General features: G+C 54.2%; 21 protein-coding genes. 16 read left to right on the top strand and 5 right to left on the bottom strand.

Translation table 11 applies throughout. The annotated features are described in order from the left end of the window. Window positions 1–87: 87 nt before the first annotated feature. Window positions 88–1,245 carry a CdaR family transcriptional regulator gene (locus PGR23_RS18185; protein ID WP_045390129.1) on the top strand — a complete coding sequence of 386 codons (1,158 nt, stop codon included), beginning with the start codon at window positions 88–90 and terminating at the stop codon, window positions 1,243–1,245. Between the two features lie 37 nt (window positions 1,246–1,282). Here PGR23_RS18185 and PGR23_RS18180 read toward each other — a convergent pair whose 3' ends face one another. From PGR23_RS18180 to map, 5 genes are all read right to left on the bottom strand, one after another. Then, entirely contained in the window at window positions 1,283–4,270 is a 2,988-nt protein-coding gene (locus PGR23_RS18180) for a putative mucin/carbohydrate-binding domain-containing protein (RefSeq protein ID WP_396279908.1), read from the bottom strand. A 197-nt stretch (window positions 4,271–4,467) separates the two neighbouring features. After that, on the bottom strand, window positions 4,468–4,854 hold the full coding sequence (locus tag PGR23_RS18175; protein ID WP_015368173.1) for a DUF3461 family protein: 387 nt from the start codon (window positions 4,852–4,854) through the stop codon (window positions 4,468–4,470). 107 nt (window positions 4,855–4,961) lie between these two features. Continuing rightward, window positions 4,962–5,786 carry a 2,3,4,5-tetrahydropyridine-2,6-dicarboxylate N-succinyltransferase gene (gene dapD, locus PGR23_RS18170; RefSeq protein WP_015368172.1) on the bottom strand — a complete coding sequence of 275 codons (825 nt, stop codon included), beginning with the start codon at window positions 5,784–5,786 and terminating at the stop codon, window positions 4,962–4,964. A gap of 31 nt (window positions 5,787–5,817) precedes the next feature. Beyond that, a complete protein-coding gene (glnD, locus tag PGR23_RS18165) occupies window positions 5,818–8,481 on the bottom strand; it encodes a bifunctional uridylyltransferase/uridylyl-removing protein GlnD (protein ID WP_396279907.1) in 2,664 nt (887 codons plus the stop codon). Window positions 8,482–8,538: 57 nt separating this feature from the next. Then, entirely contained in the window at window positions 8,539–9,333 is a 795-nt protein-coding gene (gene map, locus PGR23_RS18160) for a type I methionyl aminopeptidase (RefSeq protein WP_045390135.1), read from the bottom strand. 322 nt (window positions 9,334–9,655) lie between these two features. Here map and rpsB point away from each other — a divergent pair, with 322 nt between their 5' ends. The 15 genes from rpsB to rnhB all read left to right on the top strand — a co-directional run bounded on the left by rpsB (window position 9,656) and on the right by rnhB (window position 24,795). Then, entirely contained in the window at window positions 9,656–10,381 is a 726-nt protein-coding gene (gene rpsB / locus PGR23_RS18155) for a 30S ribosomal protein S2 (protein WP_004858107.1), read from the top strand. Between the two features lie 119 nt (window positions 10,382–10,500). Then, window positions 10,501–11,352 (top strand): translation elongation factor Ts, encoded by an 852-nt coding sequence (gene tsf / locus PGR23_RS18150; RefSeq protein WP_015368168.1) that lies wholly within the window; start codon window positions 10,501–10,503, stop codon window positions 11,350–11,352. Window positions 11,353–11,502: 150 nt separating this feature from the next. Then, the gene (gene pyrH, locus PGR23_RS18145) at window positions 11,503–12,228 is read left to right on the top strand and encodes a UMP kinase (RefSeq protein WP_004098747.1); all 726 of its coding nucleotides are present in this window, start codon (window positions 11,503–11,505) and stop codon (window positions 12,226–12,228) included. 150 nt (window positions 12,229–12,378) lie between these two features. Continuing rightward, window positions 12,379–12,936 (top strand): ribosome recycling factor, encoded by a 558-nt coding sequence (gene frr, locus PGR23_RS18140; protein WP_015368165.1) that lies wholly within the window; start codon window positions 12,379–12,381, stop codon window positions 12,934–12,936. Between the two features lie 229 nt (window positions 12,937–13,165). Then, on the top strand, window positions 13,166–14,350 hold the full coding sequence (gene ispC, locus PGR23_RS18135) for a 1-deoxy-D-xylulose-5-phosphate reductoisomerase (RefSeq protein ID WP_045390136.1): 1,185 nt from the start codon (window positions 13,166–13,168) through the stop codon (window positions 14,348–14,350). Between the two features lie 266 nt (window positions 14,351–14,616). Continuing rightward, entirely contained in the window at window positions 14,617–15,378 is a 762-nt protein-coding gene (gene ispU, locus PGR23_RS18130) for a (2E,6E)-farnesyl-diphosphate-specific ditrans,polycis-undecaprenyl-diphosphate synthase (protein ID WP_045390181.1), read from the top strand. Between the two features lie 12 nt (window positions 15,379–15,390). Beyond that, window positions 15,391–16,248, top strand: coding sequence for a phosphatidate cytidylyltransferase (gene cdsA / locus PGR23_RS18125; RefSeq protein WP_045390139.1), 858 nt, complete (start codon window positions 15,391–15,393; stop codon window positions 16,246–16,248). An 11-nt stretch (window positions 16,249–16,259) separates the two neighbouring features. Then, the gene (gene rseP, locus PGR23_RS18120) at window positions 16,260–17,612 is read left to right on the top strand and encodes a sigma E protease regulator RseP (protein ID WP_049059793.1); all 1,353 of its coding nucleotides are present in this window, start codon (window positions 16,260–16,262) and stop codon (window positions 17,610–17,612) included. Window positions 17,613–17,643: 31 nt separating this feature from the next. Then, window positions 17,644–20,061 (top strand): outer membrane protein assembly factor BamA, encoded by a 2,418-nt coding sequence (gene bamA, locus PGR23_RS18115; protein WP_045390143.1) that lies wholly within the window; start codon window positions 17,644–17,646, stop codon window positions 20,059–20,061. A gap of 122 nt (window positions 20,062–20,183) precedes the next feature. After that, on the top strand, window positions 20,184–20,669 hold the full coding sequence (gene skp / locus PGR23_RS18110) for a molecular chaperone Skp (RefSeq protein ID WP_045390145.1): 486 nt from the start codon (window positions 20,184–20,186) through the stop codon (window positions 20,667–20,669). A 3-nt stretch (window positions 20,670–20,672) separates the two neighbouring features. Beyond that, window positions 20,673–21,698 (top strand): UDP-3-O-(3-hydroxymyristoyl)glucosamine N-acyltransferase, encoded by a 1,026-nt coding sequence (lpxD, locus tag PGR23_RS18105; protein WP_045390147.1) that lies wholly within the window; start codon window positions 20,673–20,675, stop codon window positions 21,696–21,698. A gap of 105 nt (window positions 21,699–21,803) precedes the next feature. After that, entirely contained in the window at window positions 21,804–22,259 is a 456-nt protein-coding gene (fabZ, locus tag PGR23_RS18100; protein WP_004145858.1) for a 3-hydroxyacyl-ACP dehydratase FabZ, read from the top strand. Between the two features lie 3 nt (window positions 22,260–22,262). Continuing rightward, on the top strand, window positions 22,263–23,051 hold the full coding sequence (gene lpxA, locus PGR23_RS18095) for an acyl-ACP--UDP-N-acetylglucosamine O-acyltransferase (RefSeq protein ID WP_015368155.1): 789 nt from the start codon (window positions 22,263–22,265) through the stop codon (window positions 23,049–23,051). Then, window positions 23,051–24,199 (top strand): lipid-A-disaccharide synthase, encoded by a 1,149-nt coding sequence (lpxB, locus tag PGR23_RS18090; RefSeq protein ID WP_289576268.1) that lies wholly within the window; start codon window positions 23,051–23,053, stop codon window positions 24,197–24,199. The genes lpxA and lpxB overlap by 1 nt, the downstream gene beginning before the upstream one ends. Next, entirely contained in the window at window positions 24,196–24,795 is a 600-nt protein-coding gene (rnhB, locus tag PGR23_RS18085) for a ribonuclease HII (RefSeq protein ID WP_015368153.1), read from the top strand. The genes lpxB and rnhB overlap by 4 nt, the downstream gene beginning before the upstream one ends. Window positions 24,796–24,811: the final 16 nt, after the last annotated feature.

Genomic DNA, 24,811 nt, shown 5'->3' with positions numbered 1-24,811 from the left:
ATACTTCTTTGTCATGCTTTGTGCATATGCACAGTGCGTCCTCTTCGTCACTCTTTTATGCTGATGCCCTGCTCAGGGGAGGGGTTTATGGCTGGCTGGCATCTTGATACCAAAATGGCGCAGGATATCGTGGCGCGTACGATGCGCATCATTGATACCAATATTAACGTAATGGATGCCCGCGGGCGCATTATCGGCAGCGGCGATCGCGAGCGTATTGGTGAATTGCACGAAGGCGCGCTGCTGGTGCTGTCGCAGGGACGGGTGGTTGATATCGATGATGCGGTTGCTCGCCATCTGCACGGCGTGCGCCAGGGGATCAACCTGCCACTGCGTCTCGAAGGGGAAATCGTCGGCGTAATCGGGTTAACCGGCGAGCCCGAATCGCTGCGCAAGTACGGTGAGCTGGTGTGTATGACCGCTGAGATGATGCTCGAGCAGTCGCGGCTGATGCATTTGCTGGCCCAGGATAGCCGCCTGCGTGAAGAACTGGTTATGAACCTGATTCAGGCGGAAGAGAATACCCCGGCGCTGAACGAATGGGCGCAGCGACTGGGTATCGATCTCAATCAACCGCGGGTGGTGGCGATGATTGAGGTCGATAGCGGTCAGCTCGGCGTCGATAGCGCGATGGCGGAGCTGCAGCAGCTGCAGACGGCGCTGACCACGCCGGATCGCAACAACCTGGTGGCGATTGTCTCGTTGACCGAAATGGTGGTGCTGAAACCGGCGTTAAACGCCTTTGGCCGCTGGGATGCCGACGACCACTGCAGACGCGTTGAGCAACTGATTGCCCGTATGAAAGAGAATGGCCAACTGCAGTTCCGCGTTGCGTTAGGCAATTTCTTCACCGGCCCCGGCAGTATTGCGCGTTCTTACCGGACCGCGCGTACGACAATGATGGTTGGTAAGCAGCGGATGCCGGAGAGCCGCTGCTATTTTTATCAGGATCTGATGCTGCCTGTGCTGCTGGATAGTCTACGGGGCGGCTGGCAGGCTAACGAGCTGGCGCGCCCGCTGACGCGGCTAAAGGCGATGGATAACAATGGTCTGCTACGGCGTACTCTGCAGGCGTGGTTTCGCCATAACGTGCAGCCGCTGGCGACCTCAAAGGCGTTGTTTATTCATCGTAATACGCTGGAGTATCGGCTCAATCGGATTTCGGAACTGACCGGGTTAGACCTCGGTAGTTTTGACGACCGCTTGTTGCTGTACATTGCGCTGCAGCTGGATGAGCAACGCTAAAACTCCCGCCGCAGGCGGCGGGAGAGGAAATGGCGGGCTACAGGCGCTGTAGTCCGCGAGCGGTCACTTGCCAGGTAACAGTATTGGGCTGGTGCCAGCTATTGCCATTGAGCGGATTAATAATGACGGAGCGATTCCCCGCTTCGGCATGGAAGACTTCAATGGTATAGCCCTCATCCAGGATAGCGGTATCAATATAGTCGCCAAGCTGCGACGATCCTTTAATCGACTGGCGATACACCACCGAACCACGCGTATTGTAGATATTGACCGTGGCGTAAGTGGTCGTGAAGTGCTTGTTCGGCACCACTGGACTCGCGGTAAAGGTCAACGCGCCGCTGCCAATATCCATCTCCATCGCGGCAAAGCAAACATCACCATCGCCAAGCAGTTGCCAGCTGAAGCTATCGCCATACAGTGCGGTGGCATCCTGAGTGTCCTCTTCTGTATCAGCGGCTTCCTCATCCGGTTCATCAGGCGCGAGCGCAAAGGCTTCGAGGCCCGTTTTCACCACGCGCCAGCGGTTGTGCTGCTTAAGGGGAACGGCGTTTTGGCTCGTGCCATTCGTGGCGCTGGAGCGGAATGGTTCATCATGGAAAATATCGATGATCATTCCCTCTGCGAGGGCGATAGTTTCACTGTTTGCCAGATTGCTGGTGGCGCCGGCGTAGCTGCGTTGATAAACAACCGTATCGTCCGCGCCGGTAACCATAATGCTGGCGTAGGTATGGGAGGTGTAATACGAGTGCGGCGTGCCGGCGCGCGTGGCGACCGTCATCGCACGTTGTTGATTATCAATAACGATCTGGCAAAACTCGTTATTGTCCTGACCGCGGAGATTGAGGGTTACGCTCTTGCCCGTCAACTCCCCCGGATCGCTATTATCCTGAGGCAGGACATCGGCATAGGTTTTCCGCAAGCTGCTGCGTTGGGGTTCTTCAATATGGGGGAGCATCAGCCAGAGGTCGTTTTTACAGACGCACTCTTCCTGCGCGAGCAGCGAGGGCTGAGTACGGATCGCCTGAGCGTTATGCTCGAAAATAGCCTGTAAATCAGCCGCCGGATTATTATTGAGGATAAAGTTATACACGCCATTATCATCAATGCGTATCAGCTGGTATTTCTCGCGAGCGACTAACGTTAAATATCCGAGAGAGGCTTTCAGCCGTCCAGGCTCCACGTGAGTGATGTATAGGTGATAGTGGGGGCTGAATGGAATGACCACTTTTCCGGTAGCGCAATTGGTGCCGGTCATTTTGCGTTCAAATACTTTTTCCCCACTGGCGGAAAGTACGTTTACTGCGGCATACAACGCGCCTGGGTAGTAGGTGTGCGGCGTGGCGCTGGTGACATTAAGAATAAGCTGCTGATTTTCGTAGTCGATATCAAGGCGCGCGAAAGGCGCATCATTCAGCCCTAAAAAGGTGATCGTCACGTTACGTTCGCTGGTATCGTTTTGCCGAGCGTAGTTAACGGCAACCGCATTGGCGCCTTCTTTTACGGTGATATAGTTGATATCCGGGCGATATTTTTGCGAACGACCTTTAGGCAGTACGAGCTGGTATACACCCATTGGCATGTTATTCAGGACAAAAGTGTCACCATCAACAATCAGTGAATAATGCGTACCGCAATTATCCTGAATAGTCAGCGTTTGTCCGTAAATTTGTTGCAGCTGATCGATATTCAACGTCAGGGTCAGGTTACCCGTTTTGTTCAATTTCGCCAGTTCGCTGTTATCCACCAGCCAGAAGAAGGAATCCAGCCCTAACTGCTGGCGCGCGCTATCCCATTCGCTTTGTGGCAGAAAGCGATACAGTGGATAGAGCGGTTTTGTCGTCAGCGAGACGATATTTTCCCGGGTGGCATGTTTCAGCGTTAAGCCGCAGAGCTCGATAAACGGCGTGACATCATATCCAGCGGTAGCGGCAATAGCGGTTGCCAGCATATCGGCAAGCTGATGATCGGTCGGCTGGAAGCCCTCGCTATTGGCGAGTTGGCGATAATTCTGGTTAAAGACGCGGAAGGATGCGACACCAGCTTTCAATAACATCAGCATCAGGAATTGCAGGCGAGGACGTAAACCCCAGCTGGTGACCGGCGTCTGCTCGGTAATGTAGTTTACCAACTGCGCTTCCTGGGCGGCCAGCTTGCCATAGTTGTACAGCCAGCCATCGGTATACAGATGATTATCCTGACCCAGCGTGAGCTGCTGATAGAAAGAGGCGTAAATGTTGTTCCACACTTCGCTGACCGACAGCGTGGAGTCCTGCATAAATTTACCCTGATAACCGTGGCCAATTTCATGCAGGATAACCCACTGCGTGGCAACGTTATCCAGCCAGCCTTCGCCAACGGTTGCGGCGCTCTGTGCGCACCAGTTGGTATTATAATAAGCTGAACCGACGCCATGTTTATCCGCCCGCAAAAAGTAGCGGTTGGCAACGTTCTGATTCCATTGCGAATCGGGATTATCGCTTAGCCCGGCCCAATCGTTATAGCTGGTGAAAAGGTGGTTATAAAAACGGTGTAACGACGCTAATCCCGCTTTCATCGCATTGTCGCGGTCGGCATAAGGCAGCAGCAGGTTGATAACATCCAGATCCACCAGTGCGAACGACGATTTATTATTCTCCCAGTCGAGGAAAAACGTCTCTTCAGACTGTCCTGATTTCCAGCTGGGGAGCGGTTTCGTCGCCGCAGGTTGTTGGTAAATCACGGAGAACTCGCAGGGGCTGTCGGTAAACAACGTATCGACAAACGGCACAGAATCGACGGTGGTGCTAATCGTTGTCCAGGAGGTGGTCAGAGCGCTGGTTTTCTCCAGAGCGCTATCATCACACATCAGGCGCAGGGTCGAGATGCCGTTACTGAGGTCCGTTTGCCGAATTTTCAGCACCGTATTGGCGGGCAGAATAAAGCCAAGCGCCTGACGATCGTGTTTTCGTCCTTTTTCAAAGCCTGCGTTATCCAGCCAGGTTGCGGATTGCAGGGTATAACATTTTTGTTCAATTTCCTGTGTCATAGAGCTATCTCCTTTTTCGCGGAAACTGAACATAAACGAAATAAAATAGTAAGTAATTCATATGGATAGAGTTGTGATGTGAAATGATATCAGTGAGGGATAACTGAGGTTTGCTGATGGCGAAGATGATCTATGGCTGAGGAAATAGAGGTTGCGGCAGGGTAAGAGGGCCAGTAGCTGGCCCGTAGCAGTCTGGGTTATTTACGCGTTAGCTTTTCCAGATCGGCTTCAATTTCGCTGATCTTATTGGTGACAACGCTTTCCAGATGGCGTAAATCGTCAAGGATCTTACGCTTGAGGTCGATTTCGGTACGGTCGCGCTGGCAGAGCTGGTCCAGCTCGTCGATCACATAGCGCAGGTTTGGGCTTATCTCCTGCACTTCTTTGTAACCCTGACCGACGCCGTCGGCGACCACGGTTTTACGCTGGCGTGGGTATTTAAACTTCACGCTTTTGGCGAAGAACTCGCCCTTATCTTTCTGGAAATAGATCTTCAGGATGTCGTTGTTAGCTTCCTGGCGCAGGCTATAGCGATCGATTTCATCAGGATTGGTAATGCCAAGACTTTTCAGATTATCGTACATAACGGTACCTTTGATATCATCATAACCATTGAATAATTAACGAAAAAATCCATCTTCGCCAGCGTCAGATATAAAAAAAGCGGGATATCTCCCGCTTTTTGTTCTGCTTAGTCGATGGTACGCAGCAGTTCGTTGATGCCGACCTTACCGCGGGTCTTCGCATCAACCTTTTTCACGATCACCGCACAGTACAGGCTGTATTTGCCATCTTTCGACGGCAGGTTGCCGGAAACGACAACCGAGCCCGCCGGCACGCGGCCGTAATGGACTTCGCCGGTTTCGCGATCGTAAATTTTGGTGCTCTGGCCGATGTACACGCCCATGGAGATCACCGCGCCTTCTTCAACGATAACGCCTTCAACGATTTCAGAGCGCGCGCCGATGAAGCAGTTATCTTCGATGATGGTCGGGTTAGCCTGCAGCGGTTCGAGAACGCCGCCGATGCCGACGCCGCCGGACAGGTGAACGTTTTTACCGATCTGCGCGCAAGAACCGACGGTGGCCCAGGTATCAACCATGGTGCCTTCATCAACGTAAGCGCCGATGTTGACGTAGGACGGCATCAGCACGGTATTGCGTGCGATGAACGCGCCCTGGCGAACGGCCGCCGGCGGCACTACGCGGAAGCCTTCTTTCTGGAAGCGCGCTTCGTCGTAGTCGGCGAATTTCATCGGAACTTTATCGAAGTAGCGGCTTTCCGCACCATCGATAACCTGGTTATCGTTAATACGGAAAGAGAGCAGTACCGCTTTCTTCAGCCATTGATGCGTCACCCATTGACCATCGATCTTCTCAGCGACGCGCAGCGCGCCGGAATCCAGCAGGGCAATAACCTGGTTCACCGCTTCGCGGGTGACGGTATCCACATTTGCCGGCGTGATGTCGGCGCGACGCTCAAAGGCGGACTCAATAACGTTCTGTAACTGCTGCATTGTTTCTTTCCATTCACTTAAAAAAAATACGTTACCCTTTATCGTTTGGATTGAGGGCCTCTGTCAACCGTTGTTGCACTTCTTGTTGCAGCTCATTATTAAGGGCACGCCGGTCGGCGGTGGCGATTATAAATAAATCTTCTACTCGCTCACCAATTGTCGTAATTCGCGCTCCGTGAAGCGATATTCCGAGGTCGGCGAACACCTGACCGACGCGGGCGAGCAGCCCCGGCTGATCGAGCGCAATGAGCTCAAGAAATGATTTCCGGTCGGTGTGGGTCGGCAGGAAATTCACCTCAGTAGCGACAGAAAAGTGACGCAGTTTCGCCGCCTGACGACGCGGGGCCGGCGGCTCCCAGCTGCGCTGCGTTATCGTCTGCTCCAGACCGTGGCGAATCGCCTCGTGGCGATCGGCGGAAAGCGGGCTGCCGTCGGGTTCAAGGACAATAAAGGTATCCATCGCCATGCCGTCGCGGGTAGTAAATATCTGCGCATCATGAACGCTGAGGTTGCGGCGGTCCAGTTCGCCGCAGACGGCGGCGAACAGGTAAGGGCGGTCCGGGCTCCAGATGAAGATCTCGGTGCCGCCGCGGGTGGCCCGCGAACTCAGCAGGATCATCGGTTTACTGAGATCGTGTTTCAGCAGGTTGCGGGCGTGCCAGGCGAGCTGATTCGGCGTATGCCGCACAAAGTAGTTCGCCCGGCAGCGGTTCCAGATCTGATGCAGCGCCTCTTCATTGATATTGTCCATGCGCAACAGCGCCAGCGCCTGCAGCTGATGGTGGCGTACGCGTTCGCGCATATCCGGCGTGCTCTGCATACCGCGACGCAGCTGTTTTTCGGTGGCGAAATAGAGCTCGCGTAGCAGGCTTTGCTTCCAGCTATTCCACAGCGTTTCGTTGGTGGCGCAGATATCGGCGACGGTCAGGCATACCAGATAGCGCAGGCGATTTTCCGTCTGTACCTCTTCGGCGAACTGTTTAATTACCTCCGGGTCCTGAATGTCGCGGCGCTGGGCGGTTACCGACATCAATAGATGCTGGCGTACCAGCCAGGCGACCAGCTGCGTCTCCCGCGAATTGAGCCCGTGGAGCTCGGCGAATTTCAGCACGTCTTCGGCGCCGAGAATCGAATGGTCGCCGCCGCGGCCTTTAGCGATATCGTGAAACAGGGCGGCGATGAGGATAAGTTCAGGATGGGCCAGCCGCGGCCACAGCTCAACGCACAACGGATGGCGGCTGCGGGTCTCTTCTTTCGCGAAGCTTTCCAGTTTTAACAAGACGCGTATGGTGTGTTCGTCGACGGTATAGGCGTGAAACAGGTCGAACTGCATCTGACCGACAATATGCGACCACTGCGGCATATAGGCCCACAGCACGCTGTGGCGATGCATCGGCAGCAGACCACGACTCACCGCGCCCTGATGACGGAGCATGCTGAGGAAGAGGGTTCGTGCCTCCGGGATATAGCACAGCGGCTGCGTCAGGTGGCGGCGCGCGTGGCGCAGGTGGCGCAGGGTGGTGGAGTAAATACCGGTGATGCTGCTGTTACGCACCATGATAAAGAACATCCGCAGAATCGCCTGCGGCTCGCGAATAAACAGGGTGTCGTCGCGCAGGTCTATCAGAGTACCGCGCAGTTGGAAATCATCATCAATAGGCCGCGGCTTTTCATTCTCGGTGAGAGCGAGGATCGCCTCATCAAACAGCTGCAGCAGCATATTGTTGAGTTCGCTTACCCGACGGGTAACGCGGAAGAAATCCTTCATCATATGTTCGATCGGCTGATTGCCTTCGCCTTCATAGCCGAGGCGATGGGCGACATTCAGCTGACGATCGAAAAGCAGGCGGTTATCGTAGCGATTCACTTCAAGATGCAGGGCAAAACGGATGCGCCAGAGCTGGTGCAGGCACTCGTTAAGCTCATTGCGCTCGGCTTCGGTGAGGAAGCCGAAACCGACCATTTCATCAAGCGAGGTTGCGCCGAAGTGGCGGCGAGCCACCCACTGCAGGGTATGTATATCGCGCAGGCCGCCGGGGCTGCTTTTGACGTCCGGCTCCAGGTTGTAACTGGTGCCGTGGTAGCGCTGGTGGCGGACATTCTGCTCTTCAACCTTGGCGGCGAAGAACTTCTCCGACGGCCAGAAGCCGTCGCTAAAAATATGTTTTTGCAGTTCAAGGAACAGCGCGACGTCGCCGATCAGCAGGCGGGATTCGATTAAGTTGGTGGCGACGGTGAGATCCGAAAGCCCTTCTAGCAGACACTCTTCGAGGGTGCGCACGCTATGGCCCACCTCCAGCTTGACGTCCCACAATAGCGTCAGCAGTTCGCCGACCTTTTGCGCCTGCTCGTCCGGCAGCTTTTTACGGCTCAGAATCAGCAGGTCGACGTCGGAGAGCGGGTGCAGCTCGCCGCGCCCATAGCCGCCGACGGCTACCAGCGCCATATCGCTCTGCGCGCCAAAACCGTAGTCGACCCACAGCCGCTGCAGCAACTGGTCGATAAACTCGGTGCGCGCCGCTATCAGCCGTTCCGCGGCGATACCGCGATCGAAAGCCTCGCCCAGCCAGTATTGGAAGGTATCGAGATGCGTCTTGATGGCGGCACAGTTCAGATCGCCCTGCGGCCAGCTCACGGGATGTTCCGGCGGGATGGGCAGAAGAGGGGAGGCTGTGTCAGGTAAAGAGTTGCTCATCGCGTCACCATAAGAAAAAACTATCTAATAAAAAAGCCGGCGGGCGCCGGCTTTTCATTATGCTTCGTGCGAGATTATCGCCGGGATGGTGTCATCCTTGCGTAGCGTCAGAATTTCGCAGCCGTTATCAGTTACCACAATAGTATGCTCATACTGCGCAGACAAGCTACGGTCTTTGGTTTTCACCGTCCAGCCGTCCTTCATGCTGCGGATCTCTTTCTTACCGGCGTTGACCATCGGTTCGATAGTGAAGGTCATACCCGGCTTGAGCACCACGTCGGTTTCCGGCGAATCATAGTGCAGTACCTGTGGTTCCTCGTGGAAGCCGCGGCCGATACCGTGGCCACAGTATTCACGTACCACGGAGAAACCTTCCGCTTCGACGAATTTCTGGATCGCCGCGCCGATCGCACGCAGGTTAATCCCCGGCTTGACCATCTTCAGCGCCAGATAGAGGCTTTCCTGGGTGATGCGGCACAGGCGCTCGCCGAGGATAGTCGGTTTGCCGACGATGAACATTTTTGAGGTATCGCCGTGGAATTCATCTTTAATCACGGTCACGTCGATATTGACGATGTCGCCGTCTTTCAGCAGTTTGCCGTCATCCGGGATGCCGTGGCACACCACTTCATTAATAGAGATACAGACCGATTTCGGGAAGCCGTGATAGCCGAGGCAGGCGGAGACCGCTTTCTGTTCATTAACAATGTAGTCGTTGCAGATGCGATCCAGTTCGCCGGTGCTGACGCCCGGTTTAACGTAGGGTTCGATCATTTCCAGCACTTCGGCGGCCAGGCGGCCGGCAACGCGCATTTTTTCGATGTCTTCAGATGTCTTGATAGAGATAGCCATGGAATATGTCCAGCAGTGTCGATTTTTTCGACAATAATAGATTAAGTCCTGTCAATGGTAACAGTCCGGGTACGCTGGTGCCAAATTGAGAATCATTAACAGCACGCGACGTCAACAAGAGTTGGTGTCTGGCCAGGTTTTGTGGTATAAAGCGCGCCGGACTTCCGTTCCATCTCAGATACACAAGGATGGACGTAAGCGACATACTCATATTGTGTAAATAACACACACGTATCGGCACATATTCCGGGGTGCCCTTTGGGGTCGGTAATATGGGATACGTGGAGGCATAACCCCAATTTAATCTATAGAGGTTTTAAACATGGCAACTGTTTCCATGCGCGACATGCTCAAGGCTGGTGTTCACTTCGGTCACCAGACCCGTTACTGGAACCCGAAAATGAAGCCTTTCATCTTCGGCGCGCGTAACAAAGTTCACATCATCAACCTTGAGAAAACTGTACCGATGTTCAACGAAGCTCTGGCTGAGCTGAACAAAATCTCTGCCCGTAAAGGCAAGATCCTGTTCGTTGGTACTAAGCGCGCTGCAAGCGAAGCGGTAAAAGAAGCTGCTAACAGCTGCGACCAGTTCTTCGTGAACCATCGCTGGCTGGGCGGTATGCTGACTAACTGGAAAACCGTTCGTCAGTCCATCAAACGTCTGAAAGACCTGGAAACTCAGTCCCAGGACGGTACTTTCGAGAAGCTGACCAAGAAAGAAGCGCTGATGCGCACTCGTGAGCTGGACAAGCTGGAAAACAGCCTGGGCGGTATCAAAGACATGGGCGGCCTGCCGGACGCACTGTTCGTTATCGACGCTGACCACGAGCACATCGCTATCAAAGAAGCAAACAACCTGGGTATCCCGGTATTTGCTATCGTTGATACCAACTCTGATCCGGACGGCGTAGACTTCGTTATCCCGGGTAACGACGATGCAATCCGCGCAGTTAGCCTGTACCTGGGCGCTGTTGCTGCTACCGTTCGTGAAGGTCGCTCTCAGGACCTGGCTTCTCAGGCGGAAGAAAGCTTCGTAGAAGCTGAATAATAAGGTTTAAGCCCTTATTAGTACCGTGTATGAATAGGGGCCAATTTTAGGCCCCTTTTTTCAATTTATGCTGTTTGGCCGCAGGCCGGGCAGTTTCCACATCTCCCGAGGATTTTAGAATGGCTGAAATTACCGCTTCCCTGGTAAAAGAGCTGCGCGAACGTACTGGCGCAGGCATGATGGATTGCAAAAAAGCACTGACTGAAGCTAATGGCGACATCGAGCTGGCAATCGAAAACATGCGTAAATCCGGCGCGATCAAAGCGGCGAAAAAAGCAGGCAACGTTGCTGCTGACGGCGTGATCAAAACCAAAATCGACGGCAACTACGGTTACATTCTGGAAGTTAACTGCCAGACTGACTTCGTTGCTAAAGATGGTGGTTTCCAGGCATTTGCTGACAAAGTACTGGACGCCGCTGTTGCTGGTAAAATCTCCGACGTTGAAGTTCTGAAAGCGCAGTTCGAAGAAGAACGTGTTGCCCTGGTTGCTAAAATCGGCGAGAACATCAACATCCGTCGTATCGCTATCCTGGAAGGCGACGTTCTGGGCAGCTACCAGCACGGTGCTCGCATCGGCGTTCTGGTTGCCGCTAAAGGCGCTGACGAAGAGCTGGTTAAGCAGCTGGCAATGCACGTTGCTGCAAGCAAGCCGGAATTCGTTAAGCCGGAAGACGTTTCTGCTGAAGTAGTAGAAAAAGAGTACCAGGTTCAGCTGGACATCGCGATGCAGTCCGGTAAGCCGAAAGAAATCGCAGAGAAAATGGTTGAAGGCCGCATGAAGAAATTCACCGGCGAAGTTTCTCTGACTGGTCAGCCTTTCGTTATGGAACCGAGCAAATCTGTTGGTCAGCTGCTGAAAGAGCACAACGCCGACGTTACTGGCTTCATCCGCTTTGAAGTGGGCGAAGGCATCGAGAAAGTTGAGACTGACTTTGCAGCAGAAGTTGCTGCGATGTCCAAGCAGTCTTAATTTTTAAAAAAAGGAGCCGCCTGAGGGCGGCTTCTTTTTGCGCCTCTCTTGTAAAATCAGCCAATCGCTTATAGTGACTGCGCTGAACGATGACATACAATGTCGTCAGAATTAACTCATCTCAATCGTTGACAGTCTCAGGAAAGAAACATGGCTACCAATGCAAAACCCGTCTACAAACGTATTCTGCTGAAGTTAAGTGGCGAAGCTCTGCAGGGTTCAGAAGGCTTCGGTATTGATGCAAGCATACTTGACCGTATGGCTCAGGAAATCAAAGAACTGGTTGAACTGGGTATTCAGGTTGGCGTAGTGATTGGTGGCGGTAACCTGTTCCGTGGTGCTGGTCTGGCGAAAGCGGGTATGAACCGCGTTGTGGGCGACCACATGGGCATGCTGGCAACGGTCATGAACGGTCTGGCAATGCGTGATGCGCTCCATCGCGCCTATGTGAACGCTCGCCTGATGTCCGCAATCCCGCTGAACGGCGTGTGCGACAACTACAGCTGGGCGGAGGCGATTAGCCTGCTGCGTAACAATCGCGTGGTGATCCTCTCCGCGGGTACCGGCAACCCATTCTTTACCACCGACTCCGCAGCCTGCCTGCGCGGTATTGAAATCGAAGCCGACGTGGTACTGAAAGCGACCAAGGTTGACGGTGTGTTTACCGCTGACCCGGCGAAAGATCCTTCCGCTACCATGTACGATCAGCTCACCTACAGCGAAGTGCTGGATAAAGAGCTGAAAGTGATGGATCTTGCCGCCTTTACCCTGGCGCGCGACCACAAACTGCCGATTCGCGTATTTAACATGAACAAGCCAGGCGCGCTGCGTCGCGTGGTCATGGGCGAAAAAGAAGGCACATTGATTACGGAATAATTCCCGTCGGCGCTAATTCCGGGTAATATTCCGCTTTACTTTAGCGGGGAAGTTGCCCGGTTAATAGAATTAATCCGGACTATACTTAGCTCACTTTTGCAGTGGGCGACCGTGTGGTCTGTCTGAGACAAGTTTTCAAGGATTCGTAACGTGATTAGCGATATCAGAAAAGATGCTGAAGTACGCATGGAAAAATGCGTAGAAGCATTCAAAAACCAAATCAGCAAAATTCGCACGGGCCGTGCTTCTCCAAGCCTGCTGGATGGCATCATCGTGGAATACTACGGCACGCCGACCCCGCTGCGCCAGCTGGCAAGCGTTACGGTAGAAGATTCCCGTACGCTGAAAATCAACGTCTTCGACCGCTCCATGAGCCCGGCCGTTGAAAAAGCGATTATGGCGTCTGACCTGGGTCTGAACCCGAGCTCTGCGGGTAGCGATATCCGCGTTCCGCTGCCGCCGTTGACTGAAGAACGTCGTAAAGATCTGACTAAGATCGTGCGTGGCGAAGCTGAGCAGGCGCGTGTTGCCGTGCGTAACGTTCGTCGTGACGCGAACGACAAAGTTAAAGCTCTGCTCAAAGAGAAAGAGATCAGCGAAGATGACGATCGCCGTTCTCAGGACGACGTGCAGAAAATGACTGACGCCGCCATTAAGAAAGTTGATGCGGCGCTGGCAGAGAAAGAAGCGGAACTGATGCAGTTCTGATTTTCTGCCGCTACGCAGGCCCAGGGCATTCGGGGCTGCGTAAAGTCTGAAACGCCGTACAGAAGACCGTACGCTCAATATTTGGGATTGCGTTAAAATAGCTGGCCTTGTAGCCTTCCGGTTTATACCGAAGGTCATTCGCCGCCGTTTTAGCCCCGAGAATTGATGCGTAAAGGGCTTGCTGGCGGCGTTTTGCTTTTTATCCTGTCACAATTCTTCTGGACGTCTCATGAAGCAATTAACCGTTCTCGGTTCGACCGGTTCAATCGGCTGCAGCACGCTGGACGTGGTGCGCCATAATCCCGAAAGCTTTTCCGTCGCCGCGCTGGTCGCGGGGAAAAATGTCGACCGTATGGTTGAACAATGTCTGGAATTTTCCCCCCGATTCGCGGTGATGGATGACGCGCAAAGCGCTGAGCGTTTACGTACGCTGCTGCGCGAACAGGGCTGCCGCACGGAAGTGCTGAGCGGCAAGCAGGCGGCGGCCGACGTCGCGGCGCTGGATGAGGTCGATCAGGTGATGGCGGCCATCGTTGGCGCGGCAGGCCTGGCGCCGACGCTGGCGGCAATTCGCGCCGGCAAAACGGTATTGCTGGCGAACAAAGAGTCTCTGGTGACCTGCGGCCGCCTGTTTATGGATGCGGTTCAGCAGTATGGCGCTCGCCTGTTGCCGGTTGATAGCGAACATAACGCGATTTTTCAGAGTATGCCGGAAACAATTCAAAATCATCTGGGATACGCTGACCTGACGCAGAACGGCGTCTCGTCGATTCTGCTGACCGGTTCCGGTGGTCCTTTCCGGGAAACGGCGATTTCAGAGCTGGCGGCAATGACGCCGGATCAGGCTTGCCGCCATCCGAACTGGTCAATGGGACGCAAAATTTCCGTTGATTCCGCCACGATGATGAATAAAGGGCTGGAGTACATCGAAGCCCGCTGGCTGTTTAATGCTTCTGCTCGGCAGATGGAAGTCATAATTCATCCGCAATCGGTGATTCACTCCATGGTTCGCTATCAAGACGGCAGCGTGCTGGCGCAATTGGGCGAGCCGGATATGCGCACGCCGATCGCCCATACCATGGGCTGGCCGCAGCGCCTGAACTCTGGCGTTAAACCGCTGGATTTCTGCCAGTTGAGCAACCTGAGCTTCTCGGCGCCGGATTACGATCGCTATCCGTGCCTCAAGCTGGCGATGGACGCTTTTGATGTCGGCCAGGCGGCGACGACGGCGTTGAATGCCGCTAACGAAGTCTCAGTGGCGGCGTTTCTGAATAGTGAAATCCGCTTTACCGATATTGCGGCGGTGAACCAGGCAGTGCTGGATAGTATGGCGCTCAATGAACCGCAAAGTATTGATGAAGTGGTTGCAATTGATGCCGAAGCGCGCGTCGCCGCACAGCGACAACTTCGATAACACATGGCGCAGGGGAGCCCCTACAACGCATTGTGATATTTGTGGGCGCTGGGCTTCAGTGATATAGTCTGCGCCACCCGATCGTTGCATTTTGTTGTGAAAGATTACGGTGGCCGTGGCAAGACACGGCTTTTTTGCGTAAAGCTTTTGGTTGTTCTCTGCGATTGGCTGTAGCTCCGGCGCCGGATAAAAATGCGTATTCAGCGCTGCCCGGCGGCGTGTGTGATGTGGCTTAGCTAATCCTTATTATGGACTTAAAACGCGTTATGTTGTCTGCTAATCAAACTGTCAGCAAAATGTCGCCTGCACATGGTTGTCGCCATGTCGCCATTATCATGGACGGCAACGGTCGTTGGGCGAAACAACAAGGTAAAATTCGCGCCTTTGGCCATAAAGCTGGAGCGAAATCTGTTCGTCGCGCGGTCTCCTTCGCGGCGAATAATGGTATTGAAGCATTAACGCTTTACGCATTCAGTAGTGAAAACTGGAACCGTCCGGCGCAGGAAGTGAGCGCGCTGATGGAACTGTTTGTCTGGGCGCTGGATAGCGAAGTCAAAAGCCTGCATCGTCACAATGTCCGCCTGCGGATTATCGGCGAGACGACGCGCTTTAATGCTCGGCTGCAGGAGCGTATCCGTAAGGCGGAAGCGCTAACGGCAAACAATACCGGGTTAACGCTGAATATCGCCGCTAATTACGGCGGCCGCTGGGATATTGTCCAGGGCGCGCGTCAACTGGCCGAACAGGTACAAAACGGGTTGTTAAAACCTGAAGAGATCACGGAAGAGATGCTTAGCCAGCGGGTGTGTATGCATGAACTGGCTCCCGTTGATTTAGTTATTAGGACCGGGGGAGAGCACCGAATAAGTAACTTTTTGATTTGGCAAATTGCCTATGCCGAACTTTACTTTACGGATGTTCTTTGGCCCGATTTTGCTGAACAGGACTTTGAAGGTGCACTCCATGCATTCGTTAGTCGAGAGCGTCGTTTTGGCGGCACAGAAGAGCCGGGTGGCAGTCATGCCTGATGGGGGTCACTTTTGCTGAAGTATCGCCTGATTTCCGCTTTCGTTTTAATTCCCGTCGTTATTGCGGCGCTTTTTCTATTGCCGCCCGCGGGTTTTGCCATCGTCACCCTGGTCGTTTGTATGCTCGCCGCGTGGGAGTGGGGGCAATTAAGCGGTTTTACCTCAACGACGCAGCGCGTGTGGCTTGCGGTACTTTGCGGCCTGCTGCTGGCGCTGATGCTCTTTATGTTGCCTGAATACCACTATGACGCGCATCAACCGATGGTTGAAGGATCGTTATGGGCCTCATTTGGCTGGTGGATTGTCGCGCTGTTGCTGGTGCTCTCTTATCCGGCCTCGGCGGCGCTGTGGCGTCATTCCAAAGCGTTACGTCTGATCTTCGGCCTGCTGACTATCGTCCCGTTTTTCTGGGGCATGCTGGCGCTGCGCGCATGGCATTATGCCGATAACCACTACAGCGGCGCGGTGTGGCTGCTGTACGTCATGATTCTGGTGTGGGGCGCGGATTCCGGCGCCTACATGTTTGGTAAAATGTTCGGTAAGCATAAGCTGGCGCCGAAGGTTTCTCCGGGTAAAACCTGGCAGGGTTTCTTCGGCGGCCTGTTGACGGCAGCTGTTATCTCCTGGGCTTATGGCGTGTGGGCTCATCTGGATGTCACCCCAACCGTGTTGCTGATCTGCTCGGTGGTGGCGGCGCTGGCTTCAGTGCTGGGTGATTTGACGGAAAGTATGTTTAAGCGTGAAGCCGGCATCAAGGATAGCGGGCATCTGATCCCTGGACATGGCGGTATTTTAGACCGTATCGACAGCCTGACGGCTGCGGTACCGGTGTTCGCTTGTCTGCTGTTGTTAGTCTTCAGGACGATTTGACGGAAGGTTTTATGCTGAGCGTTCTCTGGAATTTGGCCGCTTTTATTATTGCGCTTGGCGTACTGATCACCGTGCACGAGTTCGGCCATTTCTGGGTGGCTCGTCGCTGCGGCGTGCGCGTTGAACGATTCTCCATTGGTTTTGGTAAAGCGCTGTGGCGCCGCGTGGATAAGCAGGGGACCGAGTTTGTTATCGCGCTGATCCCGCTCGGCGGTTATGTGAAGATGCTCGACGAACGCGTCGAACCGGTGGCGCCGGAAATGCGTCACTACGCTTTCAATAATAAAACCGTCGGTCAGCGCGCGGCCATCATCGCCGCAGGCCCTATTGCCAACTTCATTTTTGCCATCTTTGCCTACTGGCTGGTGTTTATCATCGGCGTCCCTGGCGTGCGTCCGGTTGTTGATGAAATATCGCCCAATTCCATCGCTGCGCAAGCACAAATTGCAAAAGGAATGGAACTTAAAGCGATAGATGGCATCGAAACGCCTGATTGGGATGCAGTACGTATGGCGTTAGTCGCGAAGATTGGCGACCAACAAACAATACTTACCGTCGCCCCTTTCGGGACGAACCAACGTCAGGATAAAATTCTCGATCTGCGGCACTGGGCGTTTGAGCCGGATAAGCAAGATCCGGTGACCTCGTTAGGCATCAAGCCGCGTAGCGCGCAGATTGATACCGCGCTGGCTGAGGTTCAATCTCAGTCGGCCGCGCAGAAAGCAGGTTTGCAAGCGGGAGACAGGATCGTTAAAGTCGATGGTCAACCGTTAACGCAGTGGATGACGTTTGTTAATCTGGTGCGTGATAATCCGGGCAAGGCGCTGGCTCTGGAGGTCGACAGACAAGGTACGCCGCTGTCGTTGACCCTGACTCCGGATACGAAGTCGGTGAAAGGCAAGGCTGAAGGGTTTGCAGGGGTAGTGCCAAAAGTTATCCCGCTACCTGATGAATACAAGACAGTGCGTCAGTACGGGCCGTTTGCCGCCATCGCCGAAGCCACGGATAAAACCTGGCAACTGATGTCGTTAACGGTCAGGATGCTGGGCAAATTGATAACCGGTGATGTCAAACTGAACAACCTCAGTGGGCCGATTTCTATCGCTCAGGGGGCTGGAATGTCAGCGGAATTTGGGTTGATTTACTATCTGATGTTCCTTGCGCTGATTAGCGTGAACCTTGGAATAATCAACTTGTTCCCGTTACCCGTCCTCGACGGGGGGCATCTGCTGTTTTTGGCGATTGAAAAGCTGAAGGGCGGGCCGGTATCCGAGCGAGTTCAAGACTTTAGTTATCGCATTGGCTCAATACTGCTGGTGCTGTTAATGGGGCTTGCACTTTTCAATGATTTCTCTCGGTTGTAAGAGAGTTTGTTAGGAAGAACGCATAATAACGATGGCGATGAAAAAGTTGCTCATAGCGTCGCTGCTGTTTAGCAGCGCGACTGTATACGGTGCTGAAGGGTTCGTGGTGAAGGACATTCATTTCGAAGGCTTGCAGCGTGTCGCTGTTGGTGCGGCCCTCCTCAGCATGCCAGTGCGTCCTGGCGATACGGTGACCGATGATGATATCAGTAACACCATTCGCGCTCTGTTTGCCACTGGCAACTTTGAGGACGTCCGCGTCCTGCGCGATGGTGATACCCTGCTGGTGCAGGTGAAAGAGCGCCCAACAATTGCGAGCATTACCTTCTCCGGCAACAAGTCGGTGAAGGATGACATGCTCAAGCAAAACCTTGAGGCATCCGGCGTTCGCGTTGGGGAATCTCTCGATCGCACCAAGCTTGCCGATATCGAAAAAGGGCTGGAAGATTTCTACTACAGCGTCGGTAAATATAGCGCCAGCGTAAAAGCTGTCGTAACGCCGCTGCCGCGTAACCGCGTCGACCTGAAACTGGTGTTCCAGGAAGGCGTCTCGGCGAAAATCCAGCAGATTAACATTGTCGGTAACCACGCGTTCACCACTGACGAACTGATCTCTCACTTCCAACTGCGCGATGAAGTGCCGTGGTGGAACGTGGTCGGCGATCGCAAATACCAGAAACAGAAACTGGCGGGCGACCTTGAAACCCTGCGCAGCTACTATCTGGATCGCGGTTACGCGCGTTTCAACATCGATTCGACGCAGGTTAGCCTGACGCCGGACAAGAAAGGCATCTACATCACCGTTAACATCACCGAAGGCGAGCAGTACAAGCTCTCTGGCGTGCAGATAACGGGCGATCTGGCGGGCCATTCTGCGGAAATCGAATCGCTGACCAAAATTGAGCCGGGCGAGCTGTATAACGGCACCAAAGTGACCAAAATGGAGAATGACATTAAGAAACTCCTCGGTCGCTATGGTTACGCTTATCCGCGCGTCCAGTCGCAGCCGGAAATCAACGACACGGATAAAACCGTGAAGCTGCACATTAACGTTGATGCTGGTAACCGTTACTACGTGCGTAAAATTCGCTTCGAAGGTAACGACACCTCCAAAGATTCCGTTCTGCGCCGCGAAATGCGCCAGATGGAAGGGGCGTGGCTGGGCAGCGACCTGGTTGACCAGGGTAAAGACCGTCTTAACCGTTTAGGTTATTTCGAAACCGTCGATACCGATACCCAGCGCGTGCCGGGTAGCCCGGATCAGGTCGATGTCGTTTACAAGGTGAAAGAGCGTAACACCGGTAGCCTGAACTTCGGTATCGGTTACGGTACCGAAAGCGGCGTCAGCTTCCAGGCGGGCGTACAGCAGGATAACTGGTTAGGTACCGGCTACTCCGTTGGCATCAACGGGACCAAGAACGACTACCAGACCTACGCTGAACTGTCGGTCACCAACCCGTACTTCACCGTAGACGGCGTGAGCCTCGGCGGCCGCCTCTTCTATAACGACTTTGATGCGAATGACGCGGATCTGTCTGACTATACCAACAAAAGCTATGGTACAGACGTCACCCTCGGCTTCCCGATCAACGAATACAACTCGCTGCGCGCAGGCTTAGGTTACGTTCATAACTCCCTGTCCAACATGCAGCCGCAGGTGGCGATGGATCGTTACCTTGACTCTGTAGGTTCAGACAGCACCGGCAGCTTTACCGCGAATGACTTCACCTTTAACTACGGCTGGACCTATAACAAGCTGGACCGTGGTTACTTCCCGACGGAAGGTTCGCGCGTCAACCTGAACGGCAAAGTGACCATTCCGGGGTCTGACAACGAATACTACAAAGCGACGTTGGATACCGCGACGTACGTGCCGATCGATGACGATCACCAGTGGGTTGTGCTGGGACGTACCCGACTGGGCTATGGCGACGGTATCGGCAGCAAAGAGATGCCGTTCTATGAAAACTTCTACGCCGGTGGTTCAAGTACCGTGCGTGGCTTCCAGTCGAACACCATCGGTCCGAAAGCGGTCTATAAATCCGGGGCTTATGCCGGAGATAATAACGACTACGAAGAATGTTCCAACTCTGACGGTTCATACTGTAAATCAGACGATGCGGTCGGCGGTAACGCCATGGCGGTCGCCAGTCTTGAGCTGATTACCCCGACGCCGTTTATCAGTGATAAATACGCGAACTCGGTACGTACCTCCATTTTCTGGGATATGGGTACCGTATGGGATACAAACTGGGAAAATACTGCGGCGACTCGAGCAGCAGGCGTGCCTGACTACAGCGATCCGAACAACATTCGTATGTCTGCGGGTATCGCGGTACAGTGGATGTCGCCGTTGGGGCCGTTGGTCTTCTCCTACGCCCAACCGTTTAAAAAGTACGATGGAGACAAAGCCGAGCAGTTCCAGTTTAACATTGGTAAAACCTGGTAATTGTTGGCAACAACGGAATGTAAGTGCAGTATAGCGCTGACTGTAGGCGATAGCGGATGCTATCGCCTGGCCACGCAAATAACGGTACCCCTGGGTACTCATGGGATGGTAAGGAGTCAATTGTGAAAAAGTGGTTATTAGCTGCAGGTCTGGGTTTAGCAATGGTAACTTCCGCTCAGGCGGCAGATAAAATTGCAATGGTTAACATGAACAACCTGTTCCAACAGGTAGCCCAGAAAACTGGCGTTTCCAACACGCTGGAAAACGAGTTCAAAGGCCGCGCTAGCGAACTGCAGCGTATGGAAGGCGATCTGCAGTCCAAAATGCAGCGTCTGCAGTCTATGAAACCGGGCGCAGATCGTAGCAAGCTGGAAAAAGACGTGATGTCTCAGCGTCAGTCCTTCGCGCAGAAAGCACAGGCTTTTGAGCAGGATCGCGCACGTCGTTCCAACGAAGAACGTGGCAAACTGGTTACCCGTATCCAGACCGCCGTTCAGAGCGTAGCGAAAGATCAGAGCATCGATCTTGTTGTTGACTCTAATGCCGTGGCATACAACAGCAGCGATGTTAAAGACATCACCGCTGATGTACTGAAACAGGTTAAATAAGTAATGCCTTCAATTCGACTGGCTGACTTAGCACAGCAGTTGGATGCAGAGTTACACGGTGATGGCGATATCGTCATCACCGGCGTTGCGTCCATGCAGAGCGCTAAAGCAGGCCAAATTACTTTCATGGTAAATCCTAAATACCGTGAACACCTGGCCGCTTGCCAGGCCTCCGCCGTTGTGATGACGCCGGACGATTTACCCTTTGCCCATAGCGCCGCGCTGGTAGTGCGTAATCCCTACCTGACCTACGCGCGCATGGCTCAAATTTTAGATACCACGCCGCAGCCGGCGAAAGACATCGCGCCAAGCGCGGTGATCGATCCCACGGCGAAGCTGGGTAACAACGTCTCCGTTGGCGCGAACGCCGTTATCGAATCCGGCGTGGTGCTGGGCGATAACGTGGTTATCGGCGCGGGCTGCTTCGTTGGCAAAAATAGTAAAATCGGCGCCGGCTCGCGTTTGTGGGCTAACGTTGCTGTTTACCATGAGATTGAGATCGGTGAAAATTGCCTGATCCAGTCCAGTACGGTGATCGGCGCGGACGGTTTCGGTTACGCTAACGATCGCGGTAACTGGGTGAAGATCCCGCAGCTTGGTCGCGTTATTATTGGCGATCGCGTGGAGATCGGCGCCTGTACCACTATCGATCGCGGCGCGCTGGACGATACCGTGATCGGTAACGGCGTTATCATTGATAACCAGTGTCAGATTGCGCATAACGTGGTGATTGGCGACAATACCGCCGTCGCTGGCGGCGTGATTATGGCCGGCAGCCTGAAAATTGGCCGTTACTGCATGATTGGCGGCGCCAGCGTAATTAACGGCCATATGGAAATCTGCGATAAAGTCACCGTTACCGGGATGGGGATGGTTATGCGTCCTATCTCTGAACCTGGCGTCTATTCCTCAGGTATTCCGCTACAGCCGAACAAGGCGTGGCGTAAAACCGCGGCGCTGGTGATGAATATTGACGAGATGAGCAAGCGCCTGAAAGCCGTTGAGCGCAAGGTTAATCAACAAGACTAATTTCTCATTTGGTCACGTACATTCCCGGCCTGTTGCATTCGTTAATAAGATTGCCGCAGGCCGTGTTATTATTGCCTTTTAGTATATTTAGACAGGAAGAGTATTTTGACTACTGACACTCATACTCTGCACATTGAAGAGATTCTGGAACTTCTGCCTCACCGTTACCCGTTCCTGCTGGTAGACCGCGTGCTGGATTTTGAAGAAGGTCGTTTTCTGCGCGCAGTAAAAAATGTTTCCGTAAACGAGCCGTTTTTCCAGGGGCATTTCCCTGGTAAGCCGATTTTACCTGGCGTTCTGATTCTGGAAGCGATGGCGCAGGCCACCGGTATTCTGGCATTTAAAAGCGTTGGAAAACTTGAGCCGGGCGAGCTGTACTACTTCGCGGGTATCGATGAAGCGCGTTTCAAACGTCCGGTAGTACCAGGCGATCAGATGATTATGGAAGTCACTTTCGAGAAAACCCGCCGCGGCCTGACCCGTTTCAAAGGCGTTGCGCTGGTTGACGGTAAAGTGGTTTGCGAAGCGACGATGATGTGTGCGCGTAGCCGGGAGGCCTGATACGTGATTGATAAAACCGCCTTTATTCATCCTACCGCCATTGTAGAAGAAGGTGCCGTTATTGGCGCTAACGTTCACATTGGTCCGTTTTGTATCGTGGGCGCCAACGTCGAAATTGGCGAGGGCACCGTACTGAAGTCTCATGTCGTTGTGAATGGCCACACTAAAATTGGTCGCGACAATGAGATCTATCAGTTCGCTTCTATCGGCGAAGTTAACCAGGATCTGAAATATGCTGGCGAGCCGACCCGAGTGGAAATTGGCGATCGCAACCGCATTCGCGAAAGCGTGACCATTCATCGCGGTACAGTACAGGGCGGTGGATTAACGAAGGTGGGCAGCGATAACCTGCTGATGATCAACGCCCACGTGGCGCATGATTGCACGCTTGGCGACCGCTGTATTCTGGCCAACAACGCGACGCTGGCCGGTCACGTATCTCTGGATGATTTCGTCATCATCGGCGGCATGACTGCAGTACATCAGTTCTGCATCATCGGCGCGCACGTAATGGTTGGCGGCTGCTCCGGCGTCGCTCAGGACGTTCCGCCGTTCGTGATTGCCCAGGGCAACCACGCCACGCCGTTTGGCGTCAACATCGAAGGGCTGAAACGCCGCGGCTTTAGCCGTGAAGCGATTACCGCGATTCGTAACGCCTATAAACTGCTGTACCGCAGCGGCAAAACGCTGGACGAAGCCAAACCGGAAATTGCCGAACTGGCGGCTCAGCACCCTGAAGTTCAGCCGTTTGTCGATTTCTTCGCCCGTTCAACTCGCGGCTTGATTCGTTAATGGCCGAACAGCGTCCCCTGACGATTGCCCTGGTCGCCGGAGAAACTTCCGGCGATATTCTTGGCGCTGGTCTCATTCGCGCCCTCAAAGCTCGCATCCCTGATGCGCGCTTTGTCGGCGTGGCGGGGCCGCTGATGCAGGCGGAAGGATGCGAAGCCTGGTACGAAATGGAAGAGCTGGCGGTGATGGGCATTGTTGAAGTGCTTGGTCGCCTGCGCCGCTTACTGCATATTCGCGCCGATTTAACGCGCCGCTTCGGCGAGCTGCGTCCCGATGTCTTCGTTGGCATCGACGCCCCTGATTTCAATATTACCCTCGAAGGTAATCTGAAAAAGCAGGGCATCAAAACCATTCATTACGTCAGCCCGTCCGTTTGGGCATGGCGACAAAAACGCGTTTTCAAAATTGGCAGATCCACCGATCTGGTCCTGGCATTCCTGCCTTTCGAAAAAGCGTTTTACGACAAATTTAACGTCCCCTGCCGCTTTATCGGCCATACCATGGCGGATGCGATGCCGCTGGATCCTGATAAAGGCGCGGCGCGCGATCGTCTGGGCATCCCGCATGATGTTCACTGTCTGGCTTTACTGCCCGGTAGCCGCGGCGCGGAGGTCGAAATGCTCAGCGCCGACTTCCTGAAAACCGCGCAGCTTCTGCGTAACACCTATCCCGACCTGCAGGTCGTGGTGCCGCTGGTCAACGCCAAACGGCGGGAACAGTTTGAGCGAATTAAAGCTGAAACGGCGCCCGACATGACGGTGCATATGCTGGATGGTCAGGCACGCGATGCGATGATCGCCAGCGATGCCGCGCTGCTGGCCTCGGGGACGGCGGCGCTGGAGTGCATGCTGGCGAAATGCCCGATGGTCGTTGGCTACCGCATGAAGCCGTTTACCTTCTGGCTGGCGAAGCGGCTGGTGAAAACCGATTATGTCTCCTTGCCAAATCTGCTGGCCGGGCGCGAGCTGGTGAAAGAGCTGCTGCAGGATGAATGCGAGCCGCAGGCGCTGGCCGCCGCGTTGAAGCCGCTGCTGGCCGACGGCAAAACCAGCCACGATATGCATGATACTTTCCGCGCGCTGCATCAGCAGATCCGCTGCAACGCGGATGAGCAGGCGGCGGACGCAGTACTGGAGTTAGCAAAATGATGGAGTTCGTCTATCCACATACCCATCTGGTCGCCGGCGTCGATGAGGTTGGCCGTGGGCCGCTGGTCGGCGCAGTGGTCACTGCGGCGGTGATCCTTGATCCGCGTAAGCCGATCGTAGGCCTCAACGACTCTAAAAAATTAAGCGAAAAGCGCCGCCTGGCGCTGTTCGATGAAATCAAAGATAAAGCGCTGTGCTGGAGCCTGGGTCGCGCCGAGCCGCATGAAATCGACGAGCTGAACATCCTGCACGCCACGATGCTGGCAATGCAGCGCGCCGTCGCTGGCCTGAGTATTACCCCCGAGTTCGTGCTTATCGATGGCAACCGCTGTCCATCGCTACCGATGCCGTCGCAGGCGGTGGTGAAAGGCGATAGCCGGGTGGCGGAAATCAGCGCAGCGTCTATTCTGGCTAAAGTCACTCGCGACGCCGAAATGGCTACGCTGGATATCGCATTTCCGCAATACGGCTTTGCCCAGCACAAAGGCTATCCTACCGTTGTACATCTGCAAAAGCTGCAGGAACACGGCGCAACAGAGCACCACCGGCGTAGCTTCGGCCCGGTGAAACGCGCGCTGGGTCTGGCGTCCAACTAAGTCACTGGGATCTAAA

Source organism: Klebsiella sp. 141162, from assembly GCF_050600755.1.
GTDB classification, from domain to species: domain Bacteria; phylum Pseudomonadota; class Gammaproteobacteria; order Enterobacterales; family Enterobacteriaceae; genus Klebsiella; species Klebsiella aerogenes.
The sequence above is the reverse complement of the archived record's forward strand: the minus strand, read 5'-3'. Positions and strand labels throughout refer to the sequence as shown.

Coding starts and splice junctions, on each gene's coding strand:
- PGR23_RS18185 (WP_045390129.1), top strand. CDS start 88: ATGGCTGGCTGGCATCTTGATACCAAAATGGCGCAGGATATCGTGGCG.
- PGR23_RS18180 (WP_396279908.1), bottom strand. CDS start 4,270: ATGACACAGGAAATTGAACAAAAATGTTATACCCTGCAATCCGCAACC.
- PGR23_RS18175 (WP_015368173.1), bottom strand. CDS start 4,854: ATGTACGATAATCTGAAAAGTCTTGGCATTACCAATCCTGATGAAATC.
- dapD (WP_015368172.1), bottom strand. CDS start 5,786: ATGCAGCAGTTACAGAACGTTATTGAGTCCGCCTTTGAGCGTCGCGCC.
- glnD (WP_396279907.1), bottom strand. CDS start 8,481: ATGAGCAACTCTTTACCTGACACAGCCTCCCCTCTTCTGCCCATCCCG.
- map (WP_045390135.1), bottom strand. CDS start 9,333: ATGGCTATCTCTATCAAGACATCTGAAGACATCGAAAAAATGCGCGTT.
- rpsB (WP_004858107.1), top strand. CDS start 9,656: ATGGCAACTGTTTCCATGCGCGACATGCTCAAGGCTGGTGTTCACTTC.
- tsf (WP_015368168.1), top strand. CDS start 10,501: ATGGCTGAAATTACCGCTTCCCTGGTAAAAGAGCTGCGCGAACGTACT.
- pyrH (WP_004098747.1), top strand. CDS start 11,503: ATGGCTACCAATGCAAAACCCGTCTACAAACGTATTCTGCTGAAGTTA.
- ispC (WP_045390136.1), top strand. CDS start 13,166: ATGAAGCAATTAACCGTTCTCGGTTCGACCGGTTCAATCGGCTGCAGC.
- ispU (WP_045390181.1), top strand. CDS start 14,617: ATGTTGTCTGCTAATCAAACTGTCAGCAAAATGTCGCCTGCACATGGT.
- rseP (WP_049059793.1), top strand. CDS start 16,260: ATGCTGAGCGTTCTCTGGAATTTGGCCGCTTTTATTATTGCGCTTGGC.
- bamA (WP_045390143.1), top strand. CDS start 17,644: ATGGCGATGAAAAAGTTGCTCATAGCGTCGCTGCTGTTTAGCAGCGCG.
- lpxD (WP_045390147.1), top strand. CDS start 20,673: ATGCCTTCAATTCGACTGGCTGACTTAGCACAGCAGTTGGATGCAGAG.
- lpxB (WP_289576268.1), top strand. CDS start 23,051: ATGGCCGAACAGCGTCCCCTGACGATTGCCCTGGTCGCCGGAGAAACT.
- rnhB (WP_015368153.1), top strand. CDS start 24,196: ATGATGGAGTTCGTCTATCCACATACCCATCTGGTCGCCGGCGTCGAT.